Source organism: Mycoplasma yeatsii GM274B (assembly GCF_000875755.1).
Lineage (GTDB): Bacteria > Bacillota_I > Bacilli_A > Mycoplasmatales > Mycoplasmataceae > Mycoplasma > Mycoplasma yeatsii.
On the sequence record NZ_CP007520.1, the window covers coordinates 341,377 to 354,296 of the forward strand.

The window sequence follows — 12,920 nt, forward strand, 5'->3', positions numbered from 1 at the left end:
ATAAAAAACACTAAAAACATTAAGGAGATATGAAAATTATGGCTAAAGAAAAAATTATTGGTATTGATTTAGGAACAACTAACTCTGTTGTTTCAGTTTTAGAAGGTGGACAACCTATTATTTTAGAAAACCCTGAAGGACAAAGAACTACTGCTAGTGTAGTTGCATTTAAAAATTCAGATATTATTGTTGGTGGAGCTGCTAAACGTCAAGCTATTACTAACCCAAACGTTGTTCAATCAGTTAAATCAAAAATGGGAACAAACTCAAAAATTAACTTAGAAAATAAAGATTATACTCCAGAACAAATTTCAGCTGAAATCTTAAGATACATGAAAAATTATGCTGAAGCTAAATTAGGACAAAAAGTTACAAAAGCAGTTATTACTGTTCCAGCATACTTTAATGATGCTCAAAGAAAAGCTACAAAAGACGCAGGTAAAATTGCAGGATTAGAAGTTGAAAGAATTATTAACGAACCAACTGCTGCAGCTTTAGCTTATGGTTTAGATAAAGCAGATAAAGAAGAAAAAGTTTTAGTTTATGACTTAGGAGGAGGAACATTTGACGTTTCTATTCTAGAAATTGCTGACGGTACTTTTGAAGTTTTATCAACTAGTGGAAACAACAAACTAGGTGGAGATAATTTTGATGAAGCTATTATTAATTGATTATTAGAAAAAATTAAAGCTGAACACTCAGTTGATTTATCAAATGATAAAATGGCTCGTCAAAGATTAAAAGATGAAGCAGAAAAAGCAAAAATTAACTTATCAAGTCAATTAGAAGTTGAAATTAACTTACCATTTATCGCAATGAATGAAAATGGACCAATTTCATTTGCTACAAGTTTAACAAGAAATGAATTTAACAAAATTACTAAACATTTAGTTGATATGACTTCTCAACCAGTTCAAGATGCTTTACGTGAAGCTAAATTAACTGCAAAAGATATTGATGAAGTGTTATTAGTTGGTGGATCAACAAGAATTCCAGCTGTTCAAGATTTAGTAAAAAGTTTATTAAATAAAGAACCAAACAGAACAATTAATCCAGATGAAGTTGTTGCAATGGGTGCTGCTATTCAAGGAGCTGTGTTAGCTGGTGATGTTACTGATGTGTTATTATTAGACGTTACTCCATTATCATTAGGTATTGAAACAATGGGTGGAATTATGACTAAATTAATTGACAGAAACACTACAATTCCAACTGAAAAATCACAAATTTTCTCAACTGCAGTAGATAACCAACCAGCTGTTGACATTAACATTTTACAAGGTGAAAGACCAATGGCTGCAGATAACAAATCACTAGGACAATTCCAATTAACAGGAATTCAACCAGCACCAAAAGGTGTTCCTCAAATTGAAGTTACATTTAAAATAGATGCTAATGGTATTGTAAGTGTATCAGCAAAAGATAAACAAACAAATGAAGAAAAATCTATTACAATTTCAAACTCAGGAAACTTAAGTGATGAAGAAATCAACAGAATGGTAAAAGAAGCTGAAGAAAATGCAGCAACTGATGAAATTAAAAAGAAAAACATCGAATTAAAACACAAAGCAGAAAGTTATATTAATGTAATTGAATCTTCAATTAAAGAAGCTGGAGATAAAGTTTCACCAGAACAAAAAGAACAATCAGAAAAAATGGTTGCAGAAATTAAAGAATTAGTTAAAAATGAAGATTACGCTGCTTTAGAACAAAAAATGACTGAATTAGAACAAGCAATGGCAGCTGCTGCTGAATTTGCAAAACAACAAGGTCAAGATACAAACCAAGATCCAAACCAAAATCAATAATTATAAATTTTAAATATGACAAACTAACATGTGTTAGTTTGTTTTATTGCATAAATCAGAAAGAGAGAAAATATGGCAAAAAGAGATTACTATGAAGTTTTAGGTGTTTCAAAAACTGCAAGTGAAGATGAAATTAAAAAAGCTTACCGTAAGCTTGCTAAAAAATATCACCCTGATCTTAATAAATCACCTGATGCTGAAGAAAAATTCAAAGAAATTAATGAAGCAGCTGAAGTTTTAACTGATAAAGATAAACGTGCTAGATATGATCAATTCGGTCATGCTGCTTTTGATCAAAATTCTGGATTTGGTGGATTCGGTGGTTTTGGTGGATTTGAAGATATCTTTAGTCAAATGCGTTCATCAACTGGAGGTTCATCATTTTTTGGAGATATATTTGGTGACTTTTTCGGATCAAATTCTCGCTCAAATTCACAAAGAGTAACAAAAGGTGAAAGCATAAAAGTTAATATCTTTTTAACTTTTAAAGAATTATTATTTGGTGCAGAAAAAATTATTGAAGCTCAATTATTAACTAGTTGTAAAACATGTGATGCAACTGGAGCTAAATCAAAAGATGATATAACTAAATGTAGTAAATGTTTTGGAACAGGTCATGTTAACATTCAAAGAAATTTAGGAATGATTCAATTCCAACAAAGTGCAGTTTGTCCTGATTGTGATGGTGTTGGTAAAATCATTAAAAATAAATGTAAAGATTGTCGCGGTAAAGGTCATTATTTTGCTAAACAAAAAATTGAAGTTAATATCCCTAAAGGTGTGATGCCTGGTCAACAAATCAAAATGGCTAACAAAGCTCACGCTTCATTAAATGGTGGACCTAATGGAGATATATATATCGATCTATTATTAAAAGAATCTAAAGTTTATGAAATTATAAATGATTATGATCTTAAAATGATTTGAAATGTATCTTATATCGATGCTATTTTAGGAAATGAAATTACTATTAAAACTTTAGATGGTGATGTTAAAGTTAAATTACCAAAAGGAATTAGTTCAAAAGAAACAATTAAGATTTCAAATAAAGGTTTATATAAACAAGTTAATAGAGATAAAAGAGGAGATCTATTTATTGAAATAAATATTGCCGTTCCTAGAAATCTATCTAATAAAGAAAAAGAGTTAATTCAAGCATTATCTGAAAATTCAAACTTTGAACCTAAAAACATAGTTGAATAAAATGAACATGTAAACAAAAACTAGTTTACATGTTTTTCTTTTTAAAATATAATAACAAAGGATAGCTAATATATAGAATCTAAAAAAAATATTGATCGATATTAAAAAAGATTGGATATAAGGAGAAAATCTATGGATAAAATAGCTGTAAAAAAAATATTGGATCTAATTAAAGAAAATGATTCAATTATACTTTTAAGACACGTTACTGCTGATGGAGATGCTTATGGATTTCAATTTGGTTTAAGAAATCTTATTAAGTTAAATTGACCAGAAAAAACAGTAAAAATTACAGGAAATCCTACTAAATATTTAGATTTTATTGGTAGTGATTTTGACGAAGTTAGCGATGAGGAGTTTAAAAATAGCTTAGTGATTATTGGTGATACAGCCAATAGACCAAGAATTGATGAACCACGTTGACACTTAGGAAAAACAATTGTTAAAATTGATCACCACCCAAATAGAGATGTTTATGGTGATGTAATGTGAGTTGATCCTGATTATTGTGCAACTTCAGAAATGTTAGCTGATATTATTTATCAAAATCCAGAATTAAAAATTGATGCTGACACTGCAAGAATAATTTATCATGGAATAGTAACTGATTCTAATAGATTTATGTTACGTTATCCAAAACCAAGAACATTTAGATTAGCAGGTTTCTTATTAGAACAAGGTTTTGATTTAAGTGAACTATATCAAACTATGTATCAAAAAACTGAAACTGATTTGAAATTAACTAGTTATGTTTATTCAAACTATAAAACAACTAAGAACGGAGTTAGTTATTTATATCTAAAATATTCACAATTAAAAGAGCTCGGTTTAGACACTGATTATGTTGCTTATGAGTATGTTAACTTATTAAGTAATATTAAAGACAGACCAATTTGAGCATTCTTCTGTGAATATGAAAATGGATTAATAAGAGTTGAACTACGTTCTCAAAACATTCAAATCAATCAAGTTGCTGAAAAACACGGTGGTGGTGGACACAAAACTGCTGCTGGAATTAAAATTAGTAGTTTTGATATTGCTGATCAAGTTGTTCAAGATTTAGATGCTATTTTAGAAAAGGAGGATAAATAGTGAACAAGTTTAAAAATATGTTCAATTGATTAAATGAAAAACACTCTGAACCTATCACTAAAGAAAACATGTATGACTTTATGATTAAAAGAGATTATTCATATAATCAAAACATGACATTCCTTATGACCTTTTTAGGTTACATGGTTTATTACTTCACAAGAAAACAATGAACTATTTGAGGAAGTATTGCTCAAGCAGATAACATAATAACTAAAGATCAATTTGCTATAGTTGGATTAGCATTTGGTATTGCATATGGATTATGTAAGTTCATAACTTCACCACTTTCTGATACTAAATCAAATCGTTGATTATTAGGATTAGGACTAGTTGGTGCAGGAATTGTTAATATTTTAATCGGAGTTAGCTTTAGTTCAAAAGCTAATATGACTGCTTCAGTTGTAGGGGCATGTATCTTAATGGTGTTAATGGGATATCTTCACAGCCTTGGAGCAACACCAGCAATTCGTTTATTATATAAATGATTCAACCACAACAGTCGAAGAAACAGAATGGTATTCTGAAACGTTTCTCATAACTTAGGAGGAGCTTTATCTGTTTCATTAATTCCTTTATCATTTACTATTTTTGGTGAAAAATTAGGAACTGTTGGATACTTCGTATTACCAAGTATATTAAGTATTGTTGTAGGTGTTATTATTGTTATATTTGCAAAAGATAGACCTGAACAAGTTGGATTACCACCACTTGACAAATACTATAATTTAAAATTAATAGGTAAAACTGAACACGTAGCTAGCGAAGAAGATAACAAACCATTTAGTTATTTCTTTGTTAAATATGTATTAAAAAACAAATGAATCTGATTACTTGTTATAGCAAATATTTGTACATATACAATGAGATCAGGATTAAATGACTTTACTTTAAGATATTTAAAAGATGTTCATAGTTTTGATATCAAAAAACAAGCTGGTTTAATTTATTCAATGATGGATTATGGAGCAGCAGTTATAACACTTGTTGCAGGATTAACAATAAATAGATTCTTCAAAAGATTCGTTCCTGTTATAATTTTATCTATTGCTATTGCAACTTGTGCTGTTATTGGAGTTTGACAATCTGGAAAAACAGTTCCATTATTAGCGTTTTCTATGTTCTTAGGAGGGTTTATATTTATTCCTCAAACATTCTTTGGAATGTTAGCTGGTGAATTCTCACATCATAGAGTAGTTTCTACTTCTTCAGGAATATTAGGAATTACAAGTTATGTTGTTGCAGATAGTTTAATTTCTAAAGTTGTTATCGGTATAGGAATTTTAGGAGATAAAGCGGGAGAAAAAGCTACTAGTTCTGCAGCACAATTCCAAACAATGTTCATATTAATGATCGTATTAGGAATCGTTGCTTGTTTATGTTTAGTTCCTATGTGAAATAAAAAAGTTTCAGGAAAATAGAAACTATAATAAATTAAAAGAATAAAGCTATTATTAATTAATAGTTTTATTTTTTATTTTAAAAAGTTAAAATATTAGTTAGAAAAAAAGGAGTTATATGAAAAAGGTTATAGTTGGTTTAAGTGGTGGAGTTGATTCATCTGTTGCTGCATATTTATTAATTCAACAAGGATATGAAGTTGAAGGATTATTTATGAGAAACTGAGATTCAGCTGCTAATAATGATGTTTTAGGAAATAGTAATATTAATGATAGTGTTTGTCCTCAAGAACAAGATTATTTAGATGCTTTAGAAGTTGCAAATAAATTAAATATTAAATTACATAGAATTGATTTTGTTCAAGAATATTGAGAACATGTTTTTGAATATTTTATTAGTGAGTATCAAAAAGGAAGAACACCAAATCCAGATATTTTATGTAATAAATACATTAAATTTGATAAGTTTTTAAATTATGCAATTAACGAATTAAAAGCAGATTATATAGCTATGGGTCATTATGCAGGAATCAGATTTAATCAAAAAACTAATCAATATGAAATGATAAAAGCAATTGATGATAATAAAGATCAAACATACTTTTTATGTCAATTAACTCAAAACCAACTATCAAAAACGCTATTTCCTTTATACAACTTAACAAAACCTGAAATTAGAAAAATAGCTTCAGAGCAAAACTTAATTACAGCTAATAAAAAAGATTCAACTGGAATTTGTTTTATTGGTGAAAGAGAATTTACAAACTTTTTACAAAACTATATAGCTAATCAACCTGGTGATATTGTTGATATTAAAACTAATAAAGTTGTTGGAAAACATATCGGTGTAATGTATTATACAATCGGTCAGAGAAAAGGTTTAAATTTAGGTGGAATGAAAGAACCTTATTATGTAGCTAAAAAAGATATCGATAAAAAAATTATTTATGTTTGTCCTTTTAGTGATGAAAGTTATTTATTATCTAATAGTTGTACAGTTACTGAAATAAATTGAACACTAGATATAAGCAAATATGTTGATGATATTAATAACTTTAAATGTACTGCTAAGTTTAGATATCGTCAACCTGATAGTGAAGTTGAATTAAAACATATTAAAGATAATGATTATCACATAACATTTAAAACTCCTTTAAAAGCAGTAACTCCAGGTCAAGAAGCTGTGTTTTATTTAAATGACATTTGTTTAGGTGGAGGAGTTATTGATAAAGTTAGTCAATAATTAAAAAATAATTTATAATATATATTAGTTGAAAGAGGGAATAAGACTTATGGCATCAGGAAATACAATAATGATGGTTGCGTTATTTGTATTTATTATTGGATTTGTTATTTGAAGTACTTTAACTTCAAGAAAAGCTAATAAAAAAGAAAAAGAAAAACGTTATCAACAAGTTAGAGACAAAATTAAACAATATATAGCAATTAATGAATCTAGAAAAAACTTAAGAATAGAATTTGAAAAAGTTTATTCTAGAAGAGGTGCTGAATATAAATATCGTGATGTTTTTGATGTTATTGTTCATTTAGTTTCACCAAAAACTCAAGAAATCATTGAAGTTAGAGCTTATGAAGTTGAAGGTTTAACTACTAAAATTAATAAAAATGATTATAAAACAGACTGAATTGTTAATGCTCGATTAGATTTAGAAGAAACTAAAAGAAGAATTGCAATTGGTGAAAAAGAAATTAAACTTACAAAAGAAGAAAAAAAACAATTACGTTTAGCTGAAAAAGCTAGTGCAAAACAACTTCAACAAGAAGAAAAAATAAGATTAAAAGAAGCTAAACAAAAATCTAAAGAACAAAAGAAAAACTTAGATATTAATCACGAAAGAAGAATGCACCGTTCAAAACATAAATTCGTTCCAACTAGAGTTAAAGAAAATTAATAAATTTAAAATTACAATCATATTAGATTGTAATTTTTATTTGCTTAGCAATGAAGTATAATTTTATTTAAAGAATGTAGAAAATAGGTAGTAAAATGTCAAATATTTTTAAAACAAATATATCTAAAGAAACATTTAAAACAGCTAATACTCAATGTATTAAACAAGCTTGAGTTTTTCACAGTATACAAAATTTTAAAACAACATTAGAACTTAGTAAAAACAAAAAATATTTTTTTAATTTAGATAATGATTTAGAATCTGAAGATGATTACAACTCTAATGCAACTAATATAAATTTATTTGAAGATTATGTTTTTTCTGATTTAAAAACTGATAAAGAAAAAGAATTAATTAGACAAAAATTAGAAGAAAGTATTTTAAGTGATGATGGTTTTAGTTTAGAAGAATTTCAAGGTGATGCTATTGAAGATGGTAAAGAATTTGGTCAAAAAGCAATTGAATTTTTTGAAATAGAAAAAAGAAAAAATCATCCAAACAAACTTACTAAAAGTTTTAATGAAATAACAAAAATCCAACAAGCAGTTAAAGAAACAAAAGAGTTGATAGAAAAGTATCAAGATAAATATATTTATTTATATGAACCTGCATTTGAATATGATAATTTTAATTTAAAAGTTAGATGTGATATTTTAAAACTTTTAGGTGATAATCGTGTTGAAATTATAGAAGCTAAAGCAACAAGTAGTGTGAAAAAAGAGCATTTTTGAGATTTAGTTTATCAAGCTTATGTTTTAGAAAAAAACGGTTATATTGTTGAAAATATAAAGATTTGTAAGTTAAATAGAGATTATTTACACGCTGAAGATTTAAATTATTATTTTGATTTTAAAAAAGAATTAGCTGATCTTGATGATAAATATTCAGATGATGAAATTTCATTTGATCAAGCTAAACAAATTGTTAAAAATATAGATAATTTAAATTTAAATTTTAAAGACTTAGATGATACTGAAGATCTTGATATTGAAAAACTTGTTAGTTTAGATGAATTAACATTTGGTGAATCTCAAAATAGACCCACATTATTTCAAGACTATCAAAACTTAAAAAACTTTATAGATTTAGATGAATTATTTTATAAAATATCAGAATATTTAAGTTTAAATGAAAATGATATTTTAAATATTTTTAACAACGAATCATGTTATTTACAAGTTGCTAAAACTAGATCAAGAAATGCTGTGTGAACTAATTGACAAATACCTGAAAAATCATCATGTAAACATGTTTTAAAATATTTTGATCAAACTATTGAAGGATGATGACAATTAACTGGTAAAAATAAAGATAAAAGAGCATTTTTAATTAAAGAGTTACCTTCACCTTATTTTAAAGATTACAATACATTAAATGATGTTGTAATAGATAACTTAGTTGATTCAAAAACTTTCTTTAATAAAGATCAAGAAAGAATATTTGAAGTAGCTAAATATGAACAAGAAATTTTAAATGATGAATCGTTAATGATTAAAGATGAAAACTATGATTTTTTAAAACAAGAATTAAAAAAATATGAAAAATATCCTATTTTTATGTATGATTTTGAAACAGTTAAATTCGCTGTTCCTAGATTTTATAAAACAAATCCATATCATCAAACACCGTTTCAATATTCGATTCATATAATTAATGATGATAATTACGATTATAATAATGAACAAACAATGAAGCATTATCAATTTTTATCAGATTCAAAACAAGACCCTAGAAAAATGTTTGTAATTCAGTTTTTAAAAGATATTTTTGAAAATGATCCTGGAGTTTATGTTGCTTATAATAAATCTTTTGAACAAAGAGTTTTAAAATGTTTAGCTTGTTTATTTCCTGAATTAGAATTACCTTTAATGTATATTGTTAATAATACAATTGATTTAATTGATTTTTTTAAAGGTAAAAAAGGACAAAGACCTTCATTTTTAATAGCTAATAAAAATTTTCATGGACTAACTTCAATTAAAAAAACTCAACCCGCTTTAGATCCTCATTTTACTTATAAAATGTTAACTATTAATAATGGTGGAAAAGCAAGTGAAATGTTTAGAAGATTTTTAGAAGATAGACTTGATGATCAACTTTGAGATCAAACATTTAAACAAGACATGATTAATTATTGTAACCGTGATACTTTAGCGATGGTTGTGATTTTAAAAAGAGTTTTTGAAATAACTAGAAAGTGAGAAAAAAAGCATGGAAAATAAAAAAATTAAAGCTGTATTTTGTGGAACACCTAAAATTGGAGCCACTATTTTAAAAGCATTAACTGAGATTGAAGAAATTGAAGTAATTCTTGCTATAAGTCAACCAGATAAACCTCAAGGAAGAAAAAAAGAATTAGTCCCAACCCCTGTTAAGCAAATGGCATTAGATAATAATATTAAAGTAATTCAACCTGTAAAAATAGGTGATGCTTATGAACAGTTAGCTGAATTAGATTTCGATTATTTTATTACTTGTGCTTATGGTCAATTTATTCCTACTAAAGTTTTAAAATTAGCTAAATTTGATTCTATTAATTTTCACGGAAGTTTATTACCTGAATTAAGAGGTGGAGCTCCTATTCAATATGCAATTAAATTAGGTAAAAAAACAACTGGAATGAGCATTATGAAAATGGTTAGAGAAATGGATGCTGGAGATTATTATGTTCAAGAATCTATTGATATTTTAGATAGTGATGACTCAGGTAGTTTATTTGATAAAATGGCTGATTTAGGTGCTGATATGGCTAAAAAATATTTAGTTGATATTTACAATAATAAATATGAACCAATCAAACAAGATGAATCTAAAGTTACATTTTGTCGAAATATTGCTCCTGAAGAAGAAAAAATTAATTGAGATGATACATCATTTAATGTTTTTAATTTAATTAGATCACTATCACCAACTCCAATTAGTTATACAACTATAAATGAACAAAGATATAAAATTAAAAGTTCAAAAATAACTGAAATAGATGATAAATTTATTAATGTTAAACCTGGAACTATTATTGATATTAATAAACAGGGAATAGTTGTTAAAACAAAAGATAAAGCAATTACTATTTTAGAAATTCAACGTCAAGGTAAGAAATTACAACCTGCATCAATATATTTTTTAAATAATTTATCTGATTTAAAAATTAATGATATTTTTGAATAAAACCATTGGTTATACGCTAGTCAATATCTACGATTTAAGTGGTATAATATTATAGAATTTTGCTTTTAAGCAAGAAATTTATTATTAAAAAGGAGAGTACAAATGTCAGTTAATGATTTACGTCCAGGAACTACCTTCTTATATGATGGTAATATTTATCTAGTTTTAGAACAATCATTTTCTAAAACAGGACGTCAACAAGGAAAGGTTTCTGTTAAAGCTAAAAACTTAAGAACAGGATCACGTGTTGACATAACTTTTACTGGTGGAGAAAAAGTTGACAAAGCAATGATCGAAAGAAAAGATATGCAATATTTATACAACGATGGAGTTGATGCATATTTAATGAACACTGAAACTTATGATCAAGTTCAAATTCCAATGACAAGACTAGAATGAGAAAAAAACTTCTTAGTTGATGGTTTAATGATCAAAATGACTGAATTTGAAGGCGAAGTTTTAGGTATTAACTTACCTGATAAAGTTGAATTAACAGTTGTTGAAGCTGAAGCCGCTGTTAAAGGAGATACAACAAGTGGAGCTCAGAAAAAAGCTGTACTAGAAACAGGTTTAGAAATTATGGTTCCTTTATTTGTTAATGAACAAACTAAAGTTATTATTTCAACAAATGATGGAAAATATGTTGGTAGAGCTTAATCTAACAAACCAAGAGGTGATTTAAATGTATATAACTATTGATAAAAATAGAAGAGGAAACTTAGAAATTGAACAAAATGTAGTGGACAAATTAATAAAAAGCACTGTTATGTCCAATTTCGATGTTGAAGCAGAAAACATAGATGTTTTAACAAGCGTTTTTCAAGATAATGAACTATACATTTTAATAACTATAAAAGTACAAAAAGCATTAGATACTTTAAAAATTAATAAAGACAAACTTTTTAAAATTATTGATAAAACAATTTCTCAAGCTATATCAATAAAACCTAAAAATATTAATATTTCATATACAAAGTAAAAAGAGAGGAAATAAATAATGAAATTTAATGAAGAAAAATTAATTGATCAAGGTCAAGGTAAATGAGTTGTTACAATTGATGGAAAAGAATGAGAAGAATTATTAAAAAAAGCTCGTAATAGAATCAAAAGTAATTTAGAAATTCCAGGATTCAGAAAAGGAAAAGCTCCAGAATCAAAAGTTAATGCATACTTAACTCCTACAAAAGTTTACAATGAAGCTTTTAGATTATCATTATCATCAGCATTTGATTTTGCTAGAGAACAAAAAAAAGAATTAGAACCAATGAATTCTCCTGCACCAGTTCCAGCAAAAGTTAGTGAAAAAGAATTAGTAATTAATTTTGTATTTGATTTACGTCCTGATATTAAATTAGGATCATACACTGGAATTAAAACAGTTGAAAAAACTAAAATTGAAGTAACTGATCAAGAAGTTGATCAAGTAATTGATAGTTACTGTCAACAATTCGCTATGGAAAAACCAAAAGCAGCTGATGCAAAAATTGCTAAAGGTGATGTTGTAGTATTTGACTTTAAAGGATATGTTGATGAAAAACCATTTGATGGTGGAGAAGCAAAAGATTTCAAATTAGAAATCGGATCAAATCAATTTGTTCCAGGATTTGAAGATTCAATGATCGGATTATCAGTTGGTGAAAACCAAGAAATTAATGTAAAATTCCCTAAAGAATACATTCCAGCATTAGCTGATAAAGATGCAAAATTTGTTTTAAATATTAAATCAATTAATGAAAAAGTAATTCCTGCTAAAGATGATGAATTAGCTAAAGACTTAAACATGCCAGAAATTAAAACATTTGCAGATCTACAAGAAAAAGTTAAATCAGATGTTTTAAAACAAAAAACAGCTAACGCTAAATCTATTTTTGTAGATAAAGTTATGGAAGAAATTATCAAAAACTCAGAAATTGATTTACCAAAAACTGCAATTGAAAGACAAGCAAAAGAATTGAAAAAAGAATTTGAACAACAAATTGCTCAACAAGGAATTAATTTAAAACAATACAAAGAATTAACTAAATTATCAGATAAAGATATCGAAGAAGAATTATTAAAAGACGCAAAAAACCGTTTACAAACTTACTTAATCATTTCTGAAGTTAAAAACAAAGAAAACATTAAAGCAACTGATGAAGTTGTTAACAACAAACTTGAAGAAATCGCTAAATACTATGGTGTTGAATTAGACTTAATTAAAGGTTCAATTTCATTAGATTCAATCAAAAATCAAGTTGAAGATGAAATGGTTTATGACTTTTTATATGAAAAAAATGGAAAATAATCAAAAAATTTCCTAAAACTATATTGAAGCATCCAAATGGATGTTTTTTCTT

At 26.7% G+C, this 12,920-nt stretch carries 11 protein-coding genes; all 11 read left to right on the forward strand.

Features of this window, described 5'->3' with window-relative positions; genetic code table 4:
* Positions 1-38: 38 nt before the first annotated feature.
* The 11 genes from dnaK to tig all read left to right on the forward strand — a co-directional run bounded on the left by dnaK (position 39) and on the right by tig (position 12,868).
* On the forward strand, positions 39-1,808 hold the full coding sequence (gene dnaK / locus MYE_RS01480) for a molecular chaperone DnaK (protein ID WP_042733242.1): 1,770 nt from the start codon (positions 39-41) through the stop codon (positions 1,806-1,808).
* Positions 1,809-1,880: 72 nt separating this feature from the next.
* Complete coding sequence (gene dnaJ, locus MYE_RS01485; RefSeq protein WP_042733243.1) at positions 1,881-3,011, forward strand: molecular chaperone DnaJ; 1,131 nt, start codon at positions 1,881-1,883, stop codon at positions 3,009-3,011.
* Positions 3,012-3,143: 132 nt separating this feature from the next.
* Positions 3,144-4,103, forward strand: a complete 960-nt coding sequence (locus tag MYE_RS01490; RefSeq protein ID WP_004427068.1) for a DHH family phosphoesterase — start codon at positions 3,144-3,146, stop codon at positions 4,101-4,103.
* Positions 4,103-5,524, forward strand: coding sequence for an MFS transporter (locus MYE_RS01495; RefSeq protein ID WP_236681623.1), 1,422 nt, complete (start codon positions 4,103-4,105; stop codon positions 5,522-5,524). The genes MYE_RS01490 and MYE_RS01495 overlap by 1 nt, the downstream gene beginning before the upstream one ends.
* A 97-nt stretch (positions 5,525-5,621) precedes the next feature.
* Positions 5,622-6,746, forward strand: a complete 1,125-nt coding sequence (gene mnmA / locus MYE_RS01500) for a tRNA 2-thiouridine(34) synthase MnmA (RefSeq protein ID WP_042733244.1) — start codon at positions 5,622-5,624, stop codon at positions 6,744-6,746.
* 49 nt (positions 6,747-6,795) lie between these two features.
* On the forward strand, positions 6,796-7,416 hold the full coding sequence (locus MYE_RS01505) for a hypothetical protein (protein ID WP_004427062.1): 621 nt from the start codon (positions 6,796-6,798) through the stop codon (positions 7,414-7,416).
* 95 nt (positions 7,417-7,511) lie between these two features.
* On the forward strand, positions 7,512-9,638 hold the full coding sequence (locus MYE_RS01510) for a DUF2779 domain-containing protein (RefSeq protein ID WP_042733245.1): 2,127 nt from the start codon (positions 7,512-7,514) through the stop codon (positions 9,636-9,638).
* Complete coding sequence (gene fmt / locus MYE_RS01515) at positions 9,628-10,584, forward strand: methionyl-tRNA formyltransferase (protein WP_042733246.1); 957 nt, start codon at positions 9,628-9,630, stop codon at positions 10,582-10,584. The genes MYE_RS01510 and fmt overlap by 11 nt, the downstream gene beginning before the upstream one ends.
* A gap of 102 nt (positions 10,585-10,686) precedes the next feature.
* Complete coding sequence (gene efp / locus MYE_RS01520; protein ID WP_004427057.1) at positions 10,687-11,241, forward strand: elongation factor P; 555 nt, start codon at positions 10,687-10,689, stop codon at positions 11,239-11,241.
* Positions 11,242-11,266: 25 nt separating this feature from the next.
* The gene (locus MYE_RS01525) at positions 11,267-11,563 is read left to right on the forward strand and encodes an MMB_0454 family protein (protein WP_042733247.1); all 297 of its coding nucleotides are present in this window, start codon (positions 11,267-11,269) and stop codon (positions 11,561-11,563) included.
* Positions 11,564-11,581: 18 nt separating this feature from the next.
* Positions 11,582-12,868, forward strand: coding sequence for a trigger factor (gene tig / locus MYE_RS01530; protein ID WP_042733248.1), 1,287 nt, complete (start codon positions 11,582-11,584; stop codon positions 12,866-12,868).
* Positions 12,869-12,920 lie beyond the last annotated feature (52 nt).